The 23,727-nt window shown below is 67.1% G+C and carries 22 protein-coding genes and 1 riboswitch; of the genes, 15 read left to right on the top strand and 7 right to left on the bottom strand.

From position 1 onward, the window contains the following. Positions 1 to 152: 152 nt before the first annotated feature. From ON44_RS10760 to ON44_RS10735, 6 genes are all read right to left on the bottom strand, one after another. Positions 153 to 2,078, bottom strand: a complete 1,926-nt coding sequence (locus tag ON44_RS10760; protein ID WP_083897787.1) for a peptidoglycan D,D-transpeptidase FtsI family protein — start codon at positions 2,076 to 2,078, stop codon at positions 153 to 155. 2 nt (positions 2,079 to 2,080) lie between these two features. Further along, a complete protein-coding gene (gene ftsL, locus ON44_RS10755) occupies positions 2,081 to 2,896 on the bottom strand; it encodes a cell division protein FtsL (RefSeq protein ID WP_051181868.1) in 816 nt (271 codons plus the stop codon). Continuing rightward, positions 2,893 to 3,870 (bottom strand): 16S rRNA (cytosine(1402)-N(4))-methyltransferase RsmH, encoded by a 978-nt coding sequence (rsmH, locus tag ON44_RS10750; RefSeq protein ID WP_040688795.1) that lies wholly within the window; start codon positions 3,868 to 3,870, stop codon positions 2,893 to 2,895. Before rsmH ends, ftsL begins: the two co-directional genes overlap by 4 nt. 208 nt (positions 3,871 to 4,078) lie before the next feature. After that, the gene (gene mraZ / locus ON44_RS10745) at positions 4,079 to 4,510 is read right to left on the bottom strand and encodes a division/cell wall cluster transcriptional repressor MraZ (RefSeq protein WP_036535307.1); all 432 of its coding nucleotides are present in this window, start codon (positions 4,508 to 4,510) and stop codon (positions 4,079 to 4,081) included. Between the two features lie 448 nt (positions 4,511 to 4,958). Then, positions 4,959 to 5,381 carry an SCO2097 family morphological protein gene (locus tag ON44_RS10740; RefSeq protein WP_040688643.1) on the bottom strand — a complete coding sequence of 141 codons (423 nt, stop codon included), beginning with the start codon at positions 5,379 to 5,381 and terminating at the stop codon, positions 4,959 to 4,961. 122 nt (positions 5,382 to 5,503) lie between these two features. Further along, a complete protein-coding gene (locus tag ON44_RS10735; protein WP_040688642.1) occupies positions 5,504 to 5,944 on the bottom strand; it encodes an SAV_6107 family HEPN domain-containing protein in 441 nt (146 codons plus the stop codon). A gap of 150 nt (positions 5,945 to 6,094) precedes the next feature. Here ON44_RS10735 and ON44_RS10730 point away from each other — a divergent pair, with 150 nt between their 5' ends. The 5 genes from ON44_RS10730 to ON44_RS10710 all read left to right on the top strand — a co-directional run bounded on the left by ON44_RS10730 (position 6,095) and on the right by ON44_RS10710 (position 11,697). Further along, on the top strand, positions 6,095 to 6,712 hold the full coding sequence (locus ON44_RS10730) for a GNAT family N-acetyltransferase (RefSeq protein ID WP_040688640.1): 618 nt from the start codon (positions 6,095 to 6,097) through the stop codon (positions 6,710 to 6,712). Beyond that, entirely contained in the window at positions 6,709 to 8,277 is a 1,569-nt protein-coding gene (locus ON44_RS10725; RefSeq protein WP_040688637.1) for a phytoene desaturase family protein, read from the top strand. The genes ON44_RS10730 and ON44_RS10725 overlap by 4 nt, the downstream gene beginning before the upstream one ends. Positions 8,278 to 8,612: 335 nt before the next feature. After that, positions 8,613 to 9,593 (top strand): carotenoid biosynthesis protein, encoded by a 981-nt coding sequence (locus ON44_RS52410; protein WP_245567099.1) that lies wholly within the window; start codon positions 8,613 to 8,615, stop codon positions 9,591 to 9,593. 83 nt (positions 9,594 to 9,676) lie between these two features. Beyond that, entirely contained in the window at positions 9,677 to 10,453 is a 777-nt protein-coding gene (locus ON44_RS10715) for an LppM family (lipo)protein (protein ID WP_040688636.1), read from the top strand. Positions 10,454 to 10,461: 8 nt separating this feature from the next. Further along, positions 10,462 to 11,697, top strand: coding sequence for a glycosyltransferase family 2 protein (locus ON44_RS10710; protein ID WP_083897795.1), 1,236 nt, complete (start codon positions 10,462 to 10,464; stop codon positions 11,695 to 11,697). On the opposite strand, the gene ON44_RS10705 is transcribed toward ON44_RS10710, so the two are convergent. Then, positions 11,681 to 12,394, bottom strand: coding sequence for a hypothetical protein (locus ON44_RS10705; RefSeq protein ID WP_245567098.1), 714 nt, complete (start codon positions 12,392 to 12,394; stop codon positions 11,681 to 11,683). The genes ON44_RS10710 and ON44_RS10705 overlap by 17 nt on opposite strands. 332 nt (positions 12,395 to 12,726) lie before the next feature. Beyond that, positions 12,727 to 12,820, top strand: a riboswitch (SAM riboswitch). 9 nt (positions 12,821 to 12,829) lie between these two features. On the opposite strand from ON44_RS10705, the gene ON44_RS10700 reads away from it, so the two are divergent. The 10 genes from ON44_RS10700 to ON44_RS10655 all read left to right on the top strand — a co-directional run. Beyond that, a complete protein-coding gene (locus tag ON44_RS10700) occupies positions 12,830 to 13,831 on the top strand; it encodes an amino acid ABC transporter permease (RefSeq protein WP_083897783.1) in 1,002 nt (333 codons plus the stop codon). Next, the gene (locus tag ON44_RS10695; RefSeq protein ID WP_040688633.1) at positions 13,828 to 14,619 is read left to right on the top strand and encodes an amino acid ABC transporter ATP-binding protein; all 792 of its coding nucleotides are present in this window, start codon (positions 13,828 to 13,830) and stop codon (positions 14,617 to 14,619) included. The genes ON44_RS10700 and ON44_RS10695 overlap by 4 nt, the downstream gene beginning before the upstream one ends. A gap of 19 nt (positions 14,620 to 14,638) precedes the next feature. Next, positions 14,639 to 15,613 (top strand): transporter substrate-binding domain-containing protein, encoded by a 975-nt coding sequence (locus tag ON44_RS10690; protein ID WP_051181866.1) that lies wholly within the window; start codon positions 14,639 to 14,641, stop codon positions 15,611 to 15,613. Positions 15,614 to 15,617: 4 nt separating this feature from the next. Then, positions 15,618 to 16,754: an LLM class flavin-dependent oxidoreductase gene (locus ON44_RS10685; RefSeq protein ID WP_040688627.1), complete on the top strand. Its 1,137-nt coding sequence runs from the start codon at positions 15,618 to 15,620 to the stop codon at positions 16,752 to 16,754. After that, positions 16,751 to 18,370, top strand: coding sequence for an ABC transporter substrate-binding protein (locus ON44_RS10680; RefSeq protein ID WP_085998514.1), 1,620 nt, complete (start codon positions 16,751 to 16,753; stop codon positions 18,368 to 18,370). Before ON44_RS10685 ends, ON44_RS10680 begins: the two co-directional genes overlap by 4 nt. Before the next feature lie 2 nt (positions 18,371 to 18,372). Further along, a complete protein-coding gene (locus tag ON44_RS10675; protein ID WP_040688625.1) occupies positions 18,373 to 19,377 on the top strand; it encodes an ABC transporter permease in 1,005 nt (334 codons plus the stop codon). A 104-nt stretch (positions 19,378 to 19,481) separates the two neighbouring features. Then, positions 19,482 to 20,354 (top strand): ABC transporter permease, encoded by an 873-nt coding sequence (locus ON44_RS10670; RefSeq protein ID WP_051181865.1) that lies wholly within the window; start codon positions 19,482 to 19,484, stop codon positions 20,352 to 20,354. Then, positions 20,351 to 22,051, top strand: a complete 1,701-nt coding sequence (locus tag ON44_RS10665) for a dipeptide ABC transporter ATP-binding protein (RefSeq protein WP_083897782.1) — start codon at positions 20,351 to 20,353, stop codon at positions 22,049 to 22,051. Before ON44_RS10670 ends, ON44_RS10665 begins: the two co-directional genes overlap by 4 nt. Positions 22,052 to 22,112: 61 nt before the next feature. Beyond that, a complete protein-coding gene (locus ON44_RS10660; protein WP_040688622.1) occupies positions 22,113 to 22,919 on the top strand; it encodes a DUF1684 domain-containing protein in 807 nt (268 codons plus the stop codon). Beyond that, a partial coding sequence (locus ON44_RS10655; RefSeq protein WP_040688620.1) for an LLM class flavin-dependent oxidoreductase occupies positions 22,916 to 23,727 on the top strand: 812 nt, incomplete at its 3' end. The genes ON44_RS10660 and ON44_RS10655, both read left to right, overlap by 4 nt.

The following is a 23,727-nucleotide window of genomic DNA, read 5'->3' as shown; positions in this document are numbered from 1 at the left end:
GGTCGGCCGGAGCACGTGCTGGCTGGACTGCGCGGGCACAAGGCTCCTCTCGAGAATCGGCACGGACGGGACTGGGTGGATCTATAGGAAAGGCGGGAACGTCGAGTCAGGTTACCGACGTCGGCTCACGGCCGGGCAACGCGGCTCCAATCTTATGAAGCCTGCAGAACGAACCGTCGCGACGGCTCGGGTGAAGGGGGGATCCGGTCGCGCTGCAGCGCCCAGGAGGCGATGTTGTGGAACAGCGGCGCCACCGACCCGCCACCGCTGCCGTCGGAGCTGCGAATCGGCGCGTCGAGCATCAGGCCGATGACGTAGCGCGGGTTGTCCGCGGGGGCCATACCGGCGAAAGTGATGTAGAACGACGAGGTCGAATAGCAGCGGCAGCTCGGGTCGACCTTCTGCGCGGTGCCGGTCTTGCCCGCCACCTGATAGCCATCGATCGCCGCGGACGCGCCGGTGCCCATCTGCACGCCCATCGGATCGCGCTGCACGACTGCCTGGAACATAGTGCGCAGCGTGGCCGCGGTCTGTTCGCTCACCACGCGCACGCCGTCGGGCTGTGGCTCATCGGTGCGGGTGCCGTCCGGTGCGGTCTCGGACTTGACGATGCGCGGCGGAATCCGCACGCCGCCATTGGCAATGGCCTGGTACATCCCGGTCATCTGCAGGTTGGTCATCGAAAGGCCCTGTCCGATGGGCAGGTTCGCGAAGGTTCCGCCGGACCACTGGTCGCGGGCGGGCACCTGGCCCGGGCTTTCGCCCGGCAGTCCGACACCGGTGCGCTGGCCGAGGCCGAAGCGGTTGACCATATCCGCGAACCGGTCCTCGCCGACCCGCTGCGCCAGCATCAGCGTGCCGACATTGGAGGACTTACCGAAGATGCCGGTGGTGGTGTACGGCATAGTGCCGTGCTCCCAGGCGTCGTGCACGGTGACGCCCGACATCCTGATCTCGCCGGGCACCTGCAGCACCTCGTCGGGATTGGTCAAGCCGTATTCGATGGCGGCGGCCGCGGTCACGATCTTGTTGACCGAACCGGGTTCGAAGGGATCCTGCACCGAGGGGTTCTGCATCTCGGCATTGCCCCAATGCTGCGGTCCCAGCGCCGGGTTGAAGGTGTTGTCATTCGACATCGCCAGCACCTGCCCGGTTTTCGCATCCAGCACGACGGCCGAGGCCGCGTTCGCGCCGGACATCTCCTTGGCCTGCTGCACCTGCTGCTGCACGTAGTACTGCAGATCCGAGTCCAGGGTCAGTTGGACTGAGTAGCCGTTCACCGCCGGCTGCTTATCGCGCCAGCTGCCCGGAATGACCGCACCGTCGGAGCCGCGGTCGTAGGTCTGCGAGCCGTCGGTACCCGCCAGCAGCGAGTCCAGCGACGATTCCAGCCCCATCTGGCCGTGTCCGTCCCAGCCGGTGGTGCCGAGCACATTGGCCGCCAGCGAGCCGCCCGGATAATCGCGCACATCCTGACGCTCGGCGCCGACCTCGGGAAATTGCACCTTGATATCGGAGGCGACGCGCGGATCGACATTGCGGGCGAGATAGACGAACGCTGTATCGCTCTTCAGCTTGTCCAGCAGCGCCGATTCGGCGGGCGCGTCCTTGCCGATCTTGTCGTGGATGGTCTTCGCGATCGCTTTGAGCCGCTCATCGGGATCCGGAGCCTTGGCCGACTTCTCCTTCGCATCGGCGAGTTGTTTGCGCACGACCACCGGCTGGAAGGTCAGCGCCTGCGCGCTCAGCGTGATCGCGAGGGACTTCCCGTTGCGATCGGTGATCGGCCCACGGGTGGCGTACTCGGGCTCGCGGGTGGTTCGCTGGCTGGCCGCCTGCGCGGACAGGCTGGGCGCGGAAATGCTCTGCACCCAGAGCAATTGCAGCGCGACGACCGCCAGTGCGATCAGCATGATCACCCGGCCGACGCCGAGACGCAGGCGCAGCGGACGATCCGGGGCGGCCGTCCGCGGTCTGGATGCGGTTGCCGTCCTCGATGTCCCGGAGGCTCTGGTGGAACCCGCCGTGGATGCCGACGGCCCGCGGCGCTGACGCGACGCGGGCCTGGCCTGCCGCATGCTCATCGGGCGCCCTCGTCAGGGGTGGGCGCTGTTTGGGACGTTTCGGGCTGCGGCGCAAGAGCTTGCGCCGGTACGGGCTGCGGAGTTTCCGGTTGCGGTGTCTCCACCGGAGCCTGCGCGACCGGACTCGACGTCGGCAGCGGGCTCGCCGGCGTCGGGGTTGGTGTCGGACTCGACTGTCCCGCAAGGGCATTCGCGGGCTGACCGGTATTCGGCTGGGTAGGCGGCGCGGTCGGCGTGGTCGTCACCGGAACCAATCGTTCACCCCGGGCCTGGGCGTTGCCCGTCGGCGGGACGGTGGGCGTGGCAGGCGAGCTGTTCAGCGGCGGGACCGGTGCGCCCTGCGCGGGCGTCGGCTTTCCGATCACCGTCACCCCGCCATCCGGTCCGATCACCAGCCGGGCCGGATCCTTGGCCGGGATCATCCCGAGTTCGCGAGCCCTGGCGGCGAGTTCGGGCGCGGAATCGGCGGCCTCGACCTCGCGCTGCAGCGCCGCGCGTTCGTCGGCCAGCTTGCGGTTGGTCGCCCTGGCATCACCGAGCTGATAGCTGTCCTCCGCCGAACGGGTGGTGAGCAGCAGAGTGAGCGCGAGACCGCAGCCGAGCAGCGCGATGATGGCCGCCACGAACGGAATTCGCGCAGCCATCGCCGACGCGCGCTGTTTCGGCAGATCGTGCTGGTCCCCCGACTGCTCGGCCCGCATCCGACGCTTGGCATAGGCCCGTTGTGCGGCACCCGATTTCACCCGCTCGGCGGCCTGAACCCGGCGGGCGATCCGGCCCGGCGCCTCGACGGTACGCGTGCGCACACTCATGCTGTCCCCTCCTGGATTCTCTCCGCCGCGCGCATCCGCACGGGTGCCGCCCTCGGGTTCTCTTCGATCTCTTGTTCTGTCGCCTTCTCGGCGCCCCGGGTCAGCAACTTGAATTCCGGTCCCATACCGGGCAATTCGACCGGCAGGTCGACCGGTGTCCGCGATGTCGTGCGCGGCGCCAGCTCCTGTTTGACCACCCGATCCTCGAGCGACTGATAGGACATGATCACGATCCGGCCGCCGACCCGCAGCGAGTCCAGGGCGGCCGGCAGGGCGGCGCGCAGCGAGTCGAGCTCGCCGTTCACCTCCACCCGCAGCGCCTGGAAGGTCCGCTTGGCCGGATGACCGCCCGTCCGCCTGGCGGCGGCCGGGATTGTGGCATAAAGCAATTCGACCAATTCGGCACTCGTGCGAAACGGCTTCTGCTGCCGACGGCGCAGCACCTCGGATGCGATCTTGCCCGCGAAGCGTTCCTCGCCATAGGTTTTCAGCACGCGCGCCAGATCACCGTGACTGTAGGTGTTGAGCACATCGGCGGCGGTGATGCCGGTGGTCGGATCCATCCGCATATCCAGTGGCGCGTCGACGGAGTAGGCGAAGCCGCGATCGGCCTCGTCGAGTTGCATCGAGGACACGCCGAGATCCATCAGGATGGCGCTCACCGAACCGGTGGTCGGCAATCCGGCCTGCTTCAGCGCGGCCGCGATTCCGTCATATCGGATGTGTACCAAGGTGATTCGGTCGGCGAACGGCGCCAATCGCGCACCGGCCAATGCCAGCGCGTGGGTATCGCGATCGAGTCCGACGAGATGGATATTCGGGTAGGTCCGTAGGAAGTGTTCGGCGTGTCCGCCCAAACCCAATGTGGCGTCGACATATACCGCGCCGGGTTCGGCGAGTGCCGGACCGAGGAGCGCGTCGGCCCGTTGGAGCAGAACCGGAACATGGCGAGGACCGTCCTGTTCACGGTTCACCTCGACCTCCCGGAATCCTGCCTCGCGTCGTCGCGCATCGAGCCGTGTCAGTGGGATCACTCGCTGCGGGGTCGCCTTGTTACACAGCTACTTTCGAAAATACGAATGCCGCGGGGTCTCTGACCGGAGCCTCGGCACCTGGCGTCGGGGAAGTACGTCAGGGTCCGCGCGTCCGGGCAGAGGCCGCGTGGCACTCGTTCGCTCAGGGCTAGAAGATTCCGCCCAGCGACTCGTCTCTCGCTTGCGCGTAGTCCTCCTCGTGCTCGGCGAGGTAGGACTCCCACGCCTGCTTATCCCATATCTCGAGGAAGTCGACCGATCCGATCACCACGCAATCCCGCGAAAGGTTCGCGTAGCGACGATGATCGGCCGACAACACGATCCGGCCCTGGGCGTCCGGACGCTGTTCATCCGTACCGGCCGCGAGTGCCCGGACGAACGCGCGCGCCTGCGGATTGCTTCGAGATGCCGCCGCGGCTCGCCGTGCGAGAGCGGTGAACTCTTCCTTGGGATATACGGCAAGGCTGTGGTCCTGACCCTTCGTGACCATCAACCCTCCCGCCAGATCGTCTCGAAACTTCGCAGGCAACGTCAGTCGCCCCTTGTCATCCAACCGAGGTGTATAGGTACCGAGAAACAACTCGCTACCTCCCGGATCAACCCCGCGGTACGGGGAGCACGATCACCTCGGATGTATGCCCTTCCTCTTGTGCGCGCTCCACATTACCCCACTTTCCCCCACTTTCAATCGAAACTCGGGGTGATCTGGCTCCCCGCGTTGTCGATTGCGCAGGTCATCCCAGCTATCACGGTGGTGGAGAACTTTTTCCGTGTTCTGGCGACACGCGCCGGACCGCCGGACAAGCCCCCGACAACTGCCAGCAAACGCCCTGGTACCCCAGGCCCTTGGCCACTGACGAGGCCATGCAGAGGTGGGTGGTGGGAGGTGGTGGGGAAGATCGTGGGGCGTTGTGGGGAACCGCGCGCGGCGAGCATTCAGCAGCCGGGTGGTTCACGCATGAGAACACGCCGCCGCACCTGTTCGGTGCGGCGGCGCGTTCGATATGTCGATGTCGGCTACGGGCGCGCTACTCCTGATCGAAGCGGCGGCGGAACCGATCCTCCATGCGCTCGGAGAAACCACCGGACTTGCGCTGTCGCCCACGTCCGCCCGATCCGCCACTCGCGCCGCCGGATTGGGCATTGCCCGACCGGTCGCCCTTGGCGATGCCCTTGGAACTGCCGAGCAGCAACAGCACGCCTGCGGCGAACATCACGATGAATCCGATCAGGCTGATGATCGGAAAGTCGCCGAGCTTCACCGGAGCGGCTATGCCGGCGACAAGTAGAAACAGACCGAGGACGAACAGGGCCGCGGCCTGGAGTCTGCGACGACTCGAGGTCGAGCGAAGGCGTCCGCCGCGGACGGACGACGCGAACTTCGGATCCTCAGCATAGAGCGCGCTCTCGATTTGTTCGAGCATGCGCTGCTCGTGCTCGGAGAGTGGCACGGTACCTCCCCCGGCACTAGGACGTGGCTGTCGCCTCCGGGTAGGCGACAGATAGCCAAGGTCGGCTATCTGCCACCAATGATACGAGTTCGATCAGTGCCGTACCACCTACTCGCCGATAACTAAGCGGTCATACCGCCGGACCAGCCCGGCGCGGGGCGCAATCGAGCCCCGGCATTCAGCAGATCTTCCACATCGTGGAGGAATGCGCCCACCCGCGAATAGAACTCGTCGGCCTGCTGATCGTCCACATCGCGATCCAGCCCCGCCTCCAGCGCCGCCCTGATCTCCGAACGCGCACTGAAGTAGTCGGCCCACATGACGAATTCGGGTGCGGCGCGCTGCAGCAGCACCCAAGCATTGCGCGAGCGCGCCCGCGGCGCTGCGTCCGCCCCGCTGAACGCGAGCACGGCCCCGGCACCGCGCAGCGCGGCGAGATACGCGGTCCGGAAACGCTCGCGCGGGTCGCGTTCCCCCGCCGCCTGCATCAGCAAGCCGTCCGCCCGCTGCAGCAGCTTGCCCGCCTTGCCGGGTTGCCCCGGGTGTTCGATCCGACCAGACATCAGCCGTCCCTCCGAGTCGCGTACCTGGCCTATCCTGGGCGCGAATGCCGAGTTCCCAGCACCGCGGGGATCGAACAGGTATTCGAACGTTTGAATTGAGATTGAATATAGGGACACCCACCGACAACTTTCCGCGGACCGACGAGAGCCATGACAGCCGTCAAGCCCAAACACACCCCCGCCAACGCCCCTGTCGTCATCGACCTCTCCGTCGCGGCGCTGCGCTCCCGACTGCACGACGCGCTTGCGGTGTACGTCGCGGCGATGGAGTATCCGCACGGCACCGAACAGCATCGCGCACCGATGTGGACCGAGCACACCACCCGCGTCGGCTGGCAGGGCGTGGCCGCCGTTGTCCCGGATGACTCCGGGCAGATCGACCTGCGGACCGCGCCGATCGTGGCCATCGCCTACGGCTATCGCGGCGCCGCCCACCAGTGGTGGCATCAGCAGGTGCACAGCGGGATGCGGCGCTCGGGCTGGCCGGAACATTCTGCGCGCGAACTGCTTTCGGACTATTTCGAACTGACCGAGTTGCACGTGCATCCGTCGGCGCAGGGTCGCGGCATCGGCGGCGAACTGCTGACGCGGTTGCTGGCGAATCGCACCGAGAGCGCGGTGCTGCTGTCCACGCCGGAAGTGCACGGCGAGGCCAACCGCGCCTGGAAACTGTATCGGCGACTCGGATTCACCGATGTGATCCGGAATTTCGTCTTCGCCGGGGATACCAGGCCGTTCGCGATCCTGGGACGGCGGCTGCCTCTGTGACCGTTGTGGTCGTCGGGTCAGGCCATAACGCGCTCGTCGCGGCTTGCTATCTGGCGCGGGCCGGGGAGCGGGTGGAGGTGCTCGAGCGCGACGAGGTGCTCGGCGGCGCGGTGTCGACGGTCGAACGCTTTCCCGGTCATCTGGTCGATCGCGGATCTTCGGCGCACATCATGGTGCGCCATACCGGGATCATCGAGGAACTCGAGCTGTCGCGTTTCGGGCTGCGTTATATCGATTGCGATCCTTGGGGTTTCACGCCCGCGGGGCCGGATGGCGGTGCGCCGATCGTTTTCCATCGCGATGTCGATCGGACCTGCGCCGGAATCGCGGAGGTCTGCGGAGCGCGGGATGCGACGGCGTATCGGCGCTTCGTCGAGGTCTGGGGGCCACGGTCGGCGCGGGTGATGCGCGCGTTCGGCGGTGCGCCGACGCCGGGTCGGCTGCTGCGTTCGTTCTGGGGGCTGGACGCGCGCGATGGCGGGAGTGCGTTGTCGCGGGAGTTCCTGCAGACCGGCGATGCCCTGCTGGACAGCTACTTCGACGATGAGCGACTCAAGGCATCGCTGGCCTGGTTCGGTGCGCAGTCCGGGCCGCCGATGTCGGAACCGGGGACCGCGCCGATGGTCGGATTCGCCGCGCTGATGCATACGCTGCCGCCGGGACGGGCGGTGGGAGGAAGTGGGGCGTTGACAACGGCGCTGGTCGCGCGGCTGCGCGCCGACGACGGTGTGGTGTCGGCGGGCGATGCGGTCACCGAGCTGCGCCAGGTCGGTGCGGGCTGGCAGGTGCGCACCGCGTCGGGACGAAGTCTGCATGCGGATACCGTGATCGCGGGCACGCATGTGCTGACGACACTGGATCTGCTGCGGGATGGCGGATTCGACGGTGCGGTGCTCGACGACTGGCAGCGGCGGATCCGGGTCGGGCCCGGTATCGGCATGGTGGTGCGGCTCGCGACGTCCGCGCTGCCGCAGTATCCCGGTAGTTCGACCGCCGAATCCGCCAATGGTCTGCAGTTTCTCGTCTCCGATCGGCGCCAGCTGCGCCGGGCGCACGGTGCGGCACTGGCCGGCGATCTGCCACCGCGTCCGGTGGTGCTGGCCATGAGTTTCAGTGCGCTGGATCCGAGCATCGCCCCGGCCGGTGAGCATCAGCTCTCGCTGTGGGCGCAGTGGCATCCGTACAAGCTGGCCGACGGGAGCGATTGGGCCGCGCACGCGGAGTCGGAGGCCGATCGGATCATCGCCGAAGTCGACTCCTACGCACCGGGTTTCGGGGCGAGCGTGCTGCGGCGGTACGTGCAGACGCCGGTCGACCTGGAACGCGAGCTCGGGTTGCGCGGCGGAAATGTGATGCATGTGGAGATGTCGCTGGATCAGATGATGCTGTGGCGGCCGCTGCCCGAGTTGTCCGGGCAGCGAGTGCCCGGCGCGCCCGGGTTGTATCTCACCGGAGCGTCGACGCATCCGGGTGGCGGGGTGTCCGGAGCGAGCGGGCGCAGCGCGGCGCAGTTGGTGCTGCGCGATCGACGACGCAACCGGTTTCCCCTACTGCGCAGACGATGACGGAGCCGACCGGGCCAGCCGTGCCGGAGCCGGACGAGCGACCCACATCAGGGACGGAAAGCCCTGGTCCAGAGACCACCCGGCGAGCCGAGCGCTCTGACACAACGGACTCCAACATCCACGGTCCGGCGAGTCCAAAGACCACCGGAAGGGCGGAATCCTCCGACACAACCGATTCCGACATCCATAGTCCGGCGAGTCCAGAGACCACCCGGCGAGCCGAGTCCTCTGACGCAAAGGACTCTGACGTCCACGGTGCTGACGGGAACCCGGCAAGTCGGCGCGGCGCGAGTCGGCGCTCGCGGTCGGCGCCAGCCTTTCGATGGACGCCACGGTTGCTGGCCCCCGTGGTCCCGGCGGTGCTGCTCGTGCTCGTGCAGATCAGTTATCCGCTTGCCTCGGGGGTCGGTCGCGATCGGGTGACCGTCGCAGTCGTGCTGTTGTCGGCGGGGACGGCGCTGGTGCACGCGGTGGCGACGCGCGGCATCAGATACGCGTCGGGGTTCGTGGTGATTGTCTCCGGGCTCGGATTGGTTGCCGAAATCGTTGGTACGGCAACAGGTTTCCCATTCGGTTGTTATGCGTATGCCGTCGGCAGATCGGGGCCCGCGGTGACGGGGGTGCCATTGGTGGTCGCGCTGGCCTGGACCGGTGGGCTGTATCCGGTGTGGGTGGTCGCCGGGCTGTTAGCTCGACGGTGGGCCCGGCGAGTTGTTCTGACCGCGGTCGGGGCCGTGGGTTGGGATCTGTTCCTCGATCCGCAGATGGTGGCGGACGGGCAGTGGACTTGGTGTGCCGCCGGTCGGGGACTACCCGGACTCGCCGAGATTCCGTACACCAACTATCTGGGATGGTTCGCGGTGTCGCTGGTGATGGCGTTGCTGCTGACCGGATTGGATCGTGCTGTGGGCGCGAGGGGTGCGAATACGTTTGCGGCGCCGACGGCAGAGCACCGGCTGTCGACAGCGGAGACACGAACGCCGACGGCAGAGCGCCTGTTGCCGACAGCACAGACACACGTGCCGATGGCGGCGGCTCGCGGTGCGGCAGCCTCGGATATGGCGGCTGGAACCCCGGCGCTGGCGTTGGGAACGCCTGACTCGACCAGCCCGCAGCACAAGTCCCGAGAGCCGATATCTCTGATCTCGGCGGACACGGTCGTCCCGGTGGCGGTGTTCATGTGGACCTGGCTCGGGTCGACGCTCGCGCACGCGGTGTTCCTCGATCTGCCGTATTCGGCCTGGTACGGGTGTGTTGGGCTGGGGGTGCTCGGGGTGCCGCTGCTGGTGCGGTCGGCCGCGGCCCGGCGGGGCTGAAGCGATGCGGACCAGCTGTCCGATACTTCGGTCGGCGTACGTTCCGCCCGTCGCGTGGCAATTCGGGGCGATCGCCTGGCACGATGTGTGCCGTGCAGCCGAGTCCTCTCACCGCGATGCCCGACACATCGGTTCTACCGCCACGTTCTCCCCGGCCTGGAGCACGGGTGGCCGCGGCAGTACTGCTGGCCGCGATGCTGGTGCCCATGCTCGCGGGCTGCCTGCGGGTGCAGGTATCGATGGGTGTGTCGTCCAATGACCGGGTCTCCGGTCGGATCGTGGCCGCGGTGGTGCCCGCGGACGCCAATGACAAGGGCCCGCAGCTGAAGGCGCCCGATTCGCTGGCCGCGAAGGTGCGGGTCGAGCCGTACAGCCAGGACGGCTACGTGGGCAGCAAGGTGTTCTTCGAGGATCTGTCCTTCGGTGAGGTCGGCCAGCTCGGCGCGCTCTCCGATCAGACCCAGGGGATGTTCAACCTGTCGTTCCAGCGCACCGGCGACCTGGTCAGCCTCAATGGCCGGGTCGATCTGAAATCCGTTCCGCCGCACGGTTCGGATGTGCAGTTCACCGTGGCTTTCCCGGCCCGCGTCGCCAAGACCAACGGCAATCGTGAGGACGACTCGACCGTCTCCTGGAAACTGCCGCCCGGCGATGTCTCTACCGTGCGCGCCGAGGTCAGCTACGCGGACCCGAATACCCGCTCCTTCGCGGGCTGGGCAGGCATCGTCGGCGGTATCACCCTGGCCGTCGCCGCCATCATCGCCGCCATCGCCTATATGGACCGCAACCCGGCACCGCCCGGCGCACCGGAAACCAACTTCTCGCCGAGCAATCTGTGGCGTTCGCTGACCCGCCGCTGACGCGATCCCTGCGCGCGGGCGCGGCGATCGCCGCGTGGACGGGCGCGGGTATCGCGCTGTTCGGTTGCGGGACCGCGTTATTCAACCGCGTGACGGTGCGCAGGCTCTCGGCCGGACCGAATACGGTGATCGAGCCGGTTTCGGTGTGTATCCCGGCGCGCGATGAGGCACAGCGACTGCCCGAGCTGATCGATGATCTCCGTGGCCAGGTGGGTGTGCCGCGACTGCGGGTGCTGATTCTCGACGACGCGTCGTCGGACGGGACCGAAGCGGCCGCGCTCGACGCGATTGCGGGCGATTCGCGCTTCACGGTGTTCCGTTCCGAGGCCGAACCCGCACCCGGATGGACCGGGAAGGCCGCGGCCTGCGCGCGACTTGCCGAGTTGGCGGATGCCACGGTGCTGATCTTTCTCGACGCCGATGTGCGACTGGCACCGAACGCGATTGCCGCGGCGACCGCCGAATTGCGTCGCAGCCGAGCCGCATTGTTGTCACCGTGGCCGTACCAGGTGACCGATTCGCTGGCCGAGGCGCTGGTGCAGCCGCTGCTGTGCTGGTCGTGGGCGACGAGCCTGCCGATCGCGGCCGCCAATCGCAGCCTCCGCCCCTCGACAGCCGTGGCCTGCGGCCAGTTCTTGGTATTCGACGCCACCGCCTACCACGCCATCGGCGGGCATGCCGCGGTCGCCACGAGCCCGACCGAGGACCTGGATATCGCTCGCGCACTGCGTCGTTCTGGTCGCCGGACCGCGCTGGTCGCAGCAGGCCGGGCGGCGAGCACCCGAATGTACCGTGGCGCAGCCGAACTGGAGACCGGTTACAACCGCTGGCTGTGGTCCGCTTACGGCGGCACGACAATCGGCGGCGCGGCAGTAGGAGCTGTTGCGACACTGGCGTACTGGGCGCCCCCACTGGCCGCGATCGGCGGCCGAGGCTCCGTACGCACCGCCGGTCTCATCGGCTACGGCGCCGCGGTCGCCAGCCGCCTACTCGCGCGCTCACTGGAACGCGGCACCACAACCCGCACAGACGCCCTTGCGGCCCTGGCACATCCGATCTCCATCGACGCCTACCTCCGCCTCTGGACCCGCTCCCGCCGCGCCCACCGCACCAACACCTTGACCTGGAAAACCCGCCCCTCCCCCCCAACCGCTGATCAAGATCAGGTGGCACTGGTGGCGGCATCGCCCGAGAAGCCGCCGCCACCAGTGCCACCTGATCTTGATCTCAGCGCACGGGGGTGAGGTTTATGGTGGGGAGGAAGAGGCAGGAGTGGGGGCCGTTGGCTATGGTTCCGAAGATTGCGGCGAGTACTGGGCCGGATCCGGTTTCGATCGGGACTGCGCGGACGCCGCCGACCGGGAATGCGGCGAAGAAGTCTTGGATGGCGCGTTCGGCCAGTGGCCTTATCTCGGTCGGGGTTTCGGCGGGCACCATCGTGCGGACGACATCGGAGATCGATCCCATGGGGGTGATGCCGCTGCGGCCATTGGCCAGGTTGACCCAGGCGACGTTCATGCCCGAAGCATTCGCGCTGTCCGGACCGAGGCCGTAGGGGACGAAGGTGAACATGACTTGGCCCGCCTTGACGGCGGTCGGGTCGAGTCCCGGAATGGCCACCGTGGTTTTGGGCCACGGCCCCGGGACTGCGCCCGCAACCGCGGGGACCAGACCGAGGCTGCCGGTGTCGGAGCAGAACGGCGCGACCGCCGGGTACAGGAACGGTTCGATGCCGAAGGTGCGCAGCGCCTCCACGACGGCTCGGTAACCGGCGAACAGATCACCGGGTGCGACCTGGGCGGACGGTGCGGTCACGGCCGGAACGGCGGGTGCGGGCATCGGCGCCGGACCCGCGGCGGCGATGCCGGGTGCGGCGAGAGTCAGCGCGGCCGTACCGGTCGCGATGGCGGTTAGCGTGGTCAGACGGCGCAGCAGGGTCACAGCGGACCTCCTCATCGTCGGGCACGAATCGAGGTCCGAGACTACTCCGGCAAACCTTCGCAACAGCGTCTATTCCGGGGGTCGACACGTTCGCGCCGCGCGTCCCGATCGGCCGCCGCGGCGATCCGCAGGCAGGCAATTCGGACGAAAAGCACGCGGAAAACCTGGTCCGAAATGCCATGATCCACTGCACAACCGGGCCAATAGTGCCTGCTCACGCCCATATGAACAAGGTCTGCGCTCACGCTGATTCGTACCCTTGTGCCGGACTTCGCCTGCTTCGCATGATATTTCGGCTAGACCCATTGACCGACCCGTGCTCGGCGTCGGACACACCATCCAGAGCGACCGAGAGACCTGGCTCGTCGACGTCGCAGCAACCCCCCGGTCACCGGGTGCGGGTGCTTCCGCCGGGAACGATGGAGGAACCGAAATATGAGCGCGTCCGTCGCATCCGATACTCCGGTATCGGATGTCCCGATACCGGGTGCCCACACACCCGCCGCTGCCGCAAGCACTAATGCCGCGCCGGCGATCGCCAAGTCCTGGCATCCGTGGCGCTGGGTCGTCAGTGCCATCGCGCTCGTGGTGCTCGCGCAGTTCATCCACGGACTGGCCACCAACCCGGGCTGGGATTGGTCGACGTTCGCCAAGTACTTCACCGCGAAATCGGTGCTGTCGGCGCTGAAGGTCACCTTGGAGCTGACCCTGTGGGGCACGGCGCTGGGATTCCTGATCGGTACGGCATTGGCGATCGCCCGGCTGTCGAGTAATCCGGTACTGCGGGTGATTTCGTGGGTCTATATCTGGGCGTTCCGCTCGATTCCGCTGATCGTGCAGTTGCTGTTCTGGTTCAACATCGCGTACCTGTACCACACGCTCTCGCTCGGAATCCCGTTCGGCCCTTCCTTTCTCACCTTCGAGGTGAACGGGGTGATCAGCGGTTTCACCGCGGCGGTCATCGGACTCGCCTTGCATCAGGCGGCGTATGCGGCCGAGATCATCCGGGCCGGATACATTTCGGTCGATCCGGGGCAGCTGGAAGCGGCCGCGGCACTCGGTATTCCACGGGTGCGCCAGTTCCGCACGGTCATCGTCCCGCAGGCCATGCGCTCGATTCTGCCGAATGCGACCAACGAGGTGATCAGCCTGTTCAAGGGCACCTCGATCGTCTCGGTCATGGCGATCGCGGAACTCTTCTACCAGGTCCAGGTGATCTACGGCCGCAACGGCCGGGTGGTGCCACTGCTCATGGTCGCCACCGTCTGGTACATCGTGCTGACCACGATTCTGTCGGTGGTGCAGTTCTATATCGAACGCCACTACGCCAAGGGCGCGCTCCGTACGCCCCCACCGACACCGGTGCAGAAGGTGTGGCGCAGGCTGCGCGAAATCGCCGAAATCGGTTCCGCCGCACCACGCGGAGCGACCCGATGAGCGCGCCGGTGGCACTGCAGGCGGGCCGGGCTCCTGCGGTAGCGGTGCGCGGCGTGCGAAAGTCCTACGGCGGCACCGAGGTACTCGCCGGCATCGACCTGACCGTGCGCGCCGGTGAAGTGGTCACCGTGATCGGACCGTCCGGCTCCGGCAAATCGACGCTGCTGCGGGTGGTCAACCACCTGGAGTCGCTGGATGCGGGCACCGTGCACATCGACGGCGAACTGATCGGATATCGGCTGCGTCGCAATAAGTTACATGCGCTGTCGGACCGCGAAGTGCGCAAGCAGCGCTCGCACATCGGCTTCGTCTTCCAGCAGTTCAATCTCTTCCCGCATCTGACGGTGCTCGACAATGTCACGCTCGCACCGATTTCCGCGCAGGGTCGCCCGCGTGCGGAAATCGAGGCCGAGGCACGGGACTTACTCGAGCGGGTCGGTATCGGCGACCTGACCGACGCCTATCCGCGGCGGCTGTCCGGCGGACAACAGCAGCGCGTGGCTATCGCGCGAGCGTTGGCGCTGCGACCGCCGGTGATCCTCTTCGACGAACCCACCTCCGCGCTGGATCCGGAGCTCGTCGGTGAAGTGCTCGATGTGATCCGCGATCTCGCCGACGGCGGGACCGCGCTGGTGATCGTCACCCACGAAATCGGTTTCGCCCGTGAGGTCGCCGACACCGTCGTATTCCTCGACGGCGGCGTGATCGTCGAACAAGGTCCGCCCGTTGCCGTACTCGACAACCCGCAACACCCGCGCACCCGCGCATTTCTGTCCCGAGTCCGCTGAGCGCGGTGCGCGCTCCCCGATGAACAGGTATTCGATGAAGCTCTCTGCCCTGGTCGGCCTGGCCGCCACGGTCGCCTTGCTGGCCACCGGCTGCGGCACCGATCCGGACGCGGAAAACTCCGCGCAGCCCGCCGGTTCGATCACCTTCGACCTCTCCCCCCGCCAGTCCGGCCGAATCCACGCGCCCAAAGTCGATGCCATTGCCGCCGAACTGCCGCAGGCCATTCGCGACCGCGGCACATTGGTCGTCACCGGATCCGGCGGTGCCGCACCACCATTGCGGTTCTACGCCACCGACGATAAGACCATCGTCGGGTCCGAGATCGATTTCGCCTCGCTCATCGCGGATATCCTCGGGCTGAAACTCGTCGCGCAGGTGGCCGATTGGTCGCAGAACTTCGTGCGGGTCGACTCCGGCGAGGCCGATGTCTTCATCTCCAACGTCACCGTGACCGAGGAGCGCAAGGAGAAGTACGACTTCGCCACGTACCGCAACGACACCGTCGCGCTGGAGATCCCGAAGCAGAGCACGCTCGACTACAAGGATCGTAAGAGCCTGGCGGGCAAGCGGATCGGCGTCGGCAGCGGCACCAACCAGGAGCAGCTGCTGGTCAAGTGGAACGAGCAGAACATCGCCGAGGGCTTGGCCCCGATCGATATCGCCTACTTCCAGCAGGTCACCGACTACTACCTGGCGCTGGCCTCGCAGCGCCTGGACGGCTACATCGGCCCGAACCCGTCCGCGATCTACCACAGCACCACCGCGAATCAGACCAGGATAGTCGCGACCTTCTCCGGCGCCGGTGACGCATTGCAGGGCGAGATCGGTGTGCTCACCAAGAAGGACAACGGACTGATCGGCCCCATCAACAAGGCCATCAACAACGCCATCCAGACCGGCACCTACCAGCAAGTGATCGATCGCTGGGGGTTGAAGACCGAGACCGTGCCGAGTTCGCGGATCAATCCGCCCGGCCTACCGAAGAAGTCGTGATCGCATGAAGTTCCTGCTGTTCACCCTTGTCTCCCGGGTACCGGATCCGAATACCGGTCGGCTGCCCGAGACCAGGGAGCGACTGCTCGATGTCGTCGGCCAGGCCCGCACCGCCGAGGAACTCGGCTACGACGGGTTCGCCGTCGGCGAGCGGCACGAGGATCCGTTCCTCTCGGCCGCACCGCCGGTGATCCTGTCCCATATCGCCGCGGTCACCTCGCGGATCAGTCTGTTCACCGCCGTCACCACGCTGAGTCTGTTGGATCCGGTGCGTGCGTTCGAGGACTATTCGACGCTGGACAATCTCTCCGGCGGCCGCCTCGAACTGATCATCGGCAAAGGCAACGGCGCGGCCCAGGCGAAGCTGTACCACGTCACCACCGAGGACCAGTGGGATCGCAATCGCGAAGGCTACGAACTGCTCCGGGCGCTGTGGGACAGCGACACCGTGACCTGGTCCGGCCGATTCCGGCCGGCGCTGGTCGAGGCCAAGGCGCTGCCGCGGCCATGGCAGCCGCGCGTCCGCATCTGGCACGGCAGCGCGACCAGCCGCGATTCGGTGGAACTCGCCGCGCGCCACGGTGATCCGCTGTTCTCGGCGAATGTCACCAATCCGATCGAACCGTATGCCGAACTGGTGCACCACTATCGGGAGCGCTGGGAGCACTACGGGCACGATCCGGCCGACGCCCTGGTCGGCGCGGGCACCGCGGGATTTCATGTGGCGCGCACGTCACAGGAGGCCCTCGATGTGTATCGCCCGATCTTCGAGGCTCGACTGACATTGGCGCGCAAGCTCGGACTGCCGATCGTCTTCGAGACGCTCGACGATTTCGTCGCACGCAGTTCGGCGCTGGTCGGCAGCCCGGAGCAGGTGATCGACAAGGTGGGGCGCCAGCACGAGGCCTTCGGGCACGAGGTGATCCACCTGTCCGCCGAACGCGACGGCCGCACCGAATCGCAATATCGCACCGGCCTCGAACTCTTCCAGGCCGAGGTCGCGCCCGAACTGCGCCGACGCATTGCGAGCCGACCACTGGCCACCGCACCGAACGGCCGCAATACCGCACGTCCCACCGATTACGACATAGATTCCCGCGGCGAACTCGTCCGCACCGAAACATCTGGAGTACCACAGTGATCCGTTCCCGCCACCGAATCGCGGCCGTGGCCGCCGCCGTCACCGCGGCCGCGAGTCTCGCCGCCTGCGGCAGTGATTCGGCCACCGGCGGCGCTGACGCGGGCCCGCCGCGGCCGGGCGGCACCCTGCGCTATGGCCTTTCGCAGGCACCGACCTGCTCGGATCCGGCGCAGTCCGGAACCAATCAGACGCTGTATGTGACCCGCCAGGTCGTGGATTCGCTGACCGATCAGGATCCGAAGACCGGTGAGATCAAGCCGTGGCTGGCCAAGAGCTGGGAGATCTCCCCCGACGCCAAGGTGTTCACCTTCCATCTCGCCGACGGCGTCACCTTCAGCGATGGCACCTCGCTCACCGCGGATTCGGTGCGCAACACCTTCGATTCGGTGATCAAACTCGGCGCGGCAAAGACACCGCTCGGCTCCAGCTATCTCACCAATTACGTCGGCACCACCGCGGTCGACAAGCTGACCGCGCGGGTCGAATTCAGCAAGCCCAATGCCCAGTTCCTGCAGGCGTCCTCGACCGCACAGCTCGGCATTCAGGGCGATGCCACCACGGCCAAGGCCGCCGATCAGCGCTGCCTTGGCGACAATGTCGGCAGCGGACCGTTCACCTATGCGGCCTGGCGCCAGGACGCCTCGGCTACCCTGGCCAAACGCGCCGGATACCGCTGGGGTTCGGCGGTCTTCGCCCATCAGGGCGAGGCCTATCTGGACAGGATCGAGTTCACGGTCGTGCCCGAATCCGGTGTGCGCACCGGCAGTCTCATCTCCAGCCAGCTCGACGCCGTCAGCGATGCGCTGCCGCAGGACGCACCACAGATCGAGGCCGCGAGCGGGCGCGTGCTGAGCACCGCGAATCCCGGTGTGCCGTTCGGCTTCCAGACCAATGTCACCCGCGGGCCGCTGCGCGACGCAGCGGTGCGTCAGGCGCTGCTGCCCGCGATCGACCGCAAACAGCTGGTGGACACCGTACTCGGCCCGCAGTTCAAACCGGCTACCAGCACCTTGGCCAGCAGTACGCCCGGCTACCAGGATCTTTCGGCTCGGCTGAGCTATGACCCGGCCAAGGCGCGCAGCATTCTGGACCAGGCGGGCTGGACGCCGGGTGGTGACGGTGTCCGCGCGAAGAATGGTGAGCGCCTGTCCTTCTCGGTGCTCTTCAGTCAGGCGTTCGCGGGTAATCAGGCCATCCTGGAGCTGGTGCAGCAGCAGCTGCGTCAGGTGGGTGTCGAGCTGAAGCTGGATCTGGTTTCGGGTCCGGAGAGCACGGCACGGCAGAACGTCAAGGATTTCGACACCACCTACTACAACACCACTCGTGCCGACGGTGACATTCTGCGCACCTCCTTCAGTGTCGACGGGCGCAATCTCAATGCGCGCGAACGCATCCCGGCATTGGACGATGTGCTCGACGGTCAGCTGAGCGCTTCGGATACCGCCGCGCGCACCGCACTGATCCGCACCGCGCAACAGGCGGTACTCGATGCGGGGCTGTGGATTCCGACGGTCGAACTGTCGCAGGCCATCGGTGCGGCACAGGGCGTGCAGGATCTGAAGTTCGAGGCCTCCGCCCGGCTGCAGTTCTTCGATACCTGGTTGAGCGGGCGGTAGTCATGGCTCGGTATGTGGTTGTGCGGGTCCTGCAGGCGATATGGGTGCTGTGGGCGGCCTTCACCATTTCGTTCGTGGTGCTTTACCTGTTGCCCGCCGACCCGGTCTCCATCGCGGCCGACGGTGCGGGTGCGGGCACCCCGATCGACAAGGCCGCGATCGCCGAGTTGCAGGCGCGCTACGGACTGGACCGTCCGCTCTGGGAACAGTATTGGACCGCACTGACCCACGCGCTGACCGGCGACCTCGGTCACTCCATCGCCACCGGCCAGCCGGTCACCAGTGCGCTGGGCGACGCACTGCCCAATACGCTCGGATTGGCCGGTCTGGCACTGCTCTTCGCGGTGCTCGGCGGGGTGAGCGTGGCCTTCGCGTCGACCTATGTACGCCGCCCGTGGTTGCGTGACGCGCTCAGCTCACTGCCCTCCCTCGGGGTTTCGGTACCGACATTCTGGACCGGACTTTTACTGCTGCAACTCTTCTCGTTCCACTGGCGGCTCGCCCCGGCCTTCGGCGGACACGGTTTCAAGGGCACGGTGCTGCCCGCGCTCACCCTCGCCATACCTATCAGCGCGGTGCTGGCCCAGGTGCTCGCCGCTGGGCTGGCCTCGACCTGGCGTCAGCCGTTCGTCGATGTGGCACTGGCCAAAGGCGGCTCGCGTGGGTGGGTGCTGCGCAAACATGTGCTGCGTCCGGCCAGCGTGCCGACGTTCACCATCGCCGGGGTGCTGGTCGGCAATATGCTCGCCGGATCCGTGGTGGTGGAGACCGTTTTCGCCCGTCAGGGCGTAGGTCGGCTCACCCAGACCTCCGTACTGGCCCAGGACATTCCGGTGGTGCAGGGCATCGTGCTGCTCACCTCGACGGTCTTCGTCACCGTGAATCTGGCCGTTGACCTGCTGTATCCACTGCTCGATCCGCGCATTGCCGGTCGATCCCGGCGTGCGACAACCGATTCCGAGACCGCCTCGATCGAGACCGCCGAGGAGGTGGTCGTCCGTGCGTGAGCCACTCGTTACCCGCACCGGCTGGGCGCGCGACAACGCCACACCCGGCCCTCTCGTCAGCGGCTTCATGCCGTGGCCCGACCTTCGACAGCAGGTGACCGATCATGGTTGATGTCGCCGATGAGTCGCGGCGGATCGCGCTACCAGGACTCCTCCGACCGGCCGTGCGATGGAAGTCGTTGCGCGGCAATGTCGTAGTGATCCTGTCCGGCGCCGTCGCGGTGCTGGCGCTCGGCTGGGCGCTGTTCCCTTCGGTTTTCGCCAGTGGTGATCCGCTGACCGGTGTGCCCGCGCAGAAGTTCCAGGGCCCGAGTGCCCGACACTGGTTCGGCACCGACAATCTCGGGCGCGACCTGTACACCCGGATGGTGCACGGTACGGGCCTCTCGCTCACCGCCACCCTGTCCGCGGTCGCCATCGCCCTGATCGCCGGATCGATTCTCGGGCTGCTGTCGGGATCGCTCGGCGGCTTCGTCGACACCGTCATCATGCGGTTCGTCGACGTGCTGCTGTCGATTCCATCGCTGCTGCTATCGCTCGCGCTGGTCACCGCGCTCGGCTTCGGCACCCGCAATGTGGCCGTCGCGGTGGGTGTTTCGCTGATCGCCAACTTCGCGCGGGTCATGCGCTCGGAGGTGCTCCGGGTGCGACAGGCACCCTATGTGGAGGCGGCGCATGCCGCCGGGGTCCGCTGGTACACGGTGCTGGCCCGGCATGTCCTGCCGAACTCCTACCAGCCGGTCCTTGCCCTGGCCGCAGTCGAATTCGGTATGGCGGTGCTATCGGTCTCGGCGCTGAGCTTCCTCGGCTACGGCGCGAAACCCCCCACCCCCGAATGGGGCTCATTGATATCGGAGGGACGCAATTTCCTCGCCACGGCTTGGTGGATGACCACCCTGCCCGGCCTGGTGATCATCGTCGTCGTCCTCTCGGCCCAACGCCTCGGCCGCGCCGTAGGAAGGAGTCACAGCGCATGAGTGAGTGCATTACGTCCGCCGATCCGACGGACGCGCGCACGGACGGCACGCCGCACATCGGCGACGTCACAAACGGACCGGACGAGGCGGCAGCGACACTGCTGCGCATCGACGGCCTGCACGTGCGCTACGCCTCCGACAGCGGCGATGTCGCCGCACTAAGAGGCGTATCGCTCACCGTCGCACGCGGTGAGGTCGTCGCGCTGGTCGGCGAATCCGGTTCCGGCAAGTCGACACTCGCGCAATCGGTGATCGGCTTGCTCGGCCCCAATGCCGAGATCACCGGTGGGACCGTCACGTTCGACGGAGAGACGGTGGATACCGGATCCGAGCGGGCGCTGCGGCGGATTCGCGGTGCCCGGATCGGATTCGTACCGCAGGATCCGGGACTGTCGCTGAATCCGGTGCGGCGCGTGGGTGATCAGGTCGCCGAGGCGCTGCTCGTGCACGGACTTGCCGATCGCCGCGATGCGACCGCCCGGGCGATCGAATTGCTCGCCGATGCCGGACTGGATCTGCCGGAGTTGCGGGCAGCGCAATATCCGCACGAACTGTCCGGTGGCCAGCGGCAGCGGGTGCTGATCGCGGCGGCGCTCATCGCCGGACCGGAACTGGTGATCGCCGATGAGCCGACCAGTGCGCTCGACGCCACGGTGGCGCGGCGGGTGCTCGACAAACTCGCCGCGCAGACGGCGGCACGCGGTACGGCAGTGCTGCTGATCACCCACGATCTGGCGATCGCCGCCGAGCGGGCCGATCGGATCGTGGTGCTGAGTGACGGGGAGATCGTCGAAACCGGGCCGACCGCGACGGTGCTCGCCGAACCGCGTCATCCGTACACGAAGCGACTGCTCGCCGCCTCGCCGAGCCTGGCCCCGTTCGACGGGTTCCGCACGCCACGGGTGAGCTCCGGTCCACCGCTGCTCACCGTGCGGGATGTGCACAAGCGGTTCCGCGCACCGGCCGGTGGTTCGGTCACCGCGGTGGCGGGTGTCGGATTCGAACTCGGTCGCGGCGAAACCCTGTCGCTGGTCGGCGAATCCGGCTCCGGCAAGTCCACGACTGCGCGAATCGCCTTGCGACTCACCGAACCCGATAGCGGCGCGATCACGTTCGACGGGCAAGACCTCACCGCGGTGAAAGGTGGACGACTGCGCGACCTGCGCCAGCGCTTCCAGGTGGTCTACCAAAATCCCTACGGCTCACTGGATCCGCGCTGGCGGGTCGGTGCGATCATCGAGGAGCCGCTGCGGGCCTATGCCGTCGGCGATCGCAAGGCCAGGCAGGAACGAGTACGGGAACTGCTCGGCCAGGTCGCGCTGCCGGAGAACTTCGCCCAGCGCCGCCCAGCGGAACTGTCCGGCGGACAACGCCAACGCGTCGCCATCGCCCGCGCGCTCGCCCTGCACCCGGACCTGCTCGTACTCGACGAACCGGTCTCGGCACTGGACGCCTCCGTCCAGGCCCAGATCCTGGAACTGCTGGACCGTCTGCAAACCGAACTCGGCCTGAGCTACCTGTTCATCTCGCATGACCTCGCCGTGGTACGCCGCATCAGCGACCGCGTCGCGGTCATGCGCGACGGACGCATTGTCGAATCCGGTTCTACCGCCGAGATTTTCGATAACCCACAGCACGAGTACACCCGCGAACTGCTGTCGGCCATACCGCACGTCACCGCACCGGGGGCGGCCTGATGACCGGCACCCGACTACGCCATCCCCATCGCAACCGCACACTCGAAGGAGTCAGAGCGTCATGACGACCAGCATCACCAGTCTTTTCGAAACCGAGTGGGCGCATTGGCATCACGCCAGGGAGGAGCAGTTGCGCAGTCCGCTCGGCTTCCTGAGCCTGACCGGATTGCATTGGCTCACCGACCAACCCGAACGCATCCCCGACATTCCCGGCACCTGGTGGGTCACCGACGACAAGGTGTTCATCACCGCCCAACCCGCCGACCGCTTGCAGTTCCAGGGCACCGACATCGCCGGCGTACAGATCGTCATACCGGTCGAAGGCGCACCGGGACTCGATGTGCTGCACGAGAATCGGGTACTCGAGGTGATTCGCCGCAGCGGCCTTTACGCCGTGCGCGTGCACGACCCTGCCGCACCGACATTGCTGAGCTTCGAGGGCATCCCGGCCTATACCCCGGAACCGCACTGGGTGGTCGAGGGTCGCTTCGAACCCTTCGACGAGCCCCGCACGATCACAACCGGCGCCGTCGTCGACGGACTCGAGCATCACCACACCGCCTCGGGCACCATCGAATTCAGCATCGGCGAGGTCACCGAGCGCGTCATCGCCTTCGGCGAGCCGACCAGCCTGCGGGTGCTGTTCACCGACGCCACCAGCGGCGTCACCACCTACCCTGCGGCCCGCTCGCTGGCCGTCGAGGCACCCGATGCCGATGGGACCGTGCGTCTCGATTTCAACCGGGCGGCCAATCTGCCCTGCGCATTCACCGATTTCGCCACCTGCCCGCTGGCTCCCGCGGAAAACCGGCTGCGGGTGGCCATCGAAGCGGGCGAACAGCATCCGCGCCTAGGACGGTCCGCATGACGATCCCGCTTTCCATCCTCGATCTGGCCCCGATCAGTGCCGGTTCCACCGCACAGCAGGCCCTGCGCAACACCATCGATCTGGCCCAGCACGCCGAGCAGTGGGGTTACCGCCGCTACTGGCTTGCCGAACATCATTTCGTTTCGGTGGCGAGTTCCTCCTCCATCACGCTGATCGGCCTGGTCGCGGCGGCCACCACCCGGATTCGCGTCGGCTCGGCGGCGGTTCAGGTCGGCCACCACACTTCGGCATCTATCGTCGAGGCGTTCGGCACCATCGACGCCCTCTATCCGGGACGACTCGACCTGGGCCTGGGCCGATCAGGCCATCGCCGCACCCAGTTCGGCGCGCAGCCCGCGCATCCCAAAGGCGGTCACCCGGTCGTCGATACCGTGACCGGGCGCACCGAGGTCCGCGACGGCGTGGTGGTTCCGCCGCCGTTCGATCCCGGACGGATCACCGACAGGTCCAGGTTCATCGCCTCGCTCGGCGCACTGCAACAGCAGGGCGCGCAGGCACCGGACTTCCCGGATCAGGTCGAGGAGGTGCGCGCCCTGCTCAACGGCACCTATAAGAGCGCCGAAGGCGTTGCGCTGCACGCGGTTCCGGGTGAGGGCGCACAGGTCGAGCTGTGGTTGTTCGGCAGTACGGCCAGCGAAAGCGCCGAATTGGCGGGCAAACTCGGTCTGCCCTTCGCCGCGGCCTATCACGTCTCCCCCGGCACCGCCCTGGACGCGGTCGCGGCCTATCGAGCGGCCTTCCGCCCCTCGGCCGAGCTCGCCGAGCCGTATGTGGTGATCTCCGCGGA

Source organism: Nocardia vinacea NBRC 16497 (assembly GCF_000308835.1).
GTDB classification, from domain to species: Bacteria; Actinomycetota; Actinomycetes; order Mycobacteriales; family Mycobacteriaceae; genus Nocardia; species Nocardia vinacea.
The sequence above is the reverse complement of the archived record's forward strand: the minus strand, read 5'-3'. Positions and strand labels throughout refer to the sequence as shown.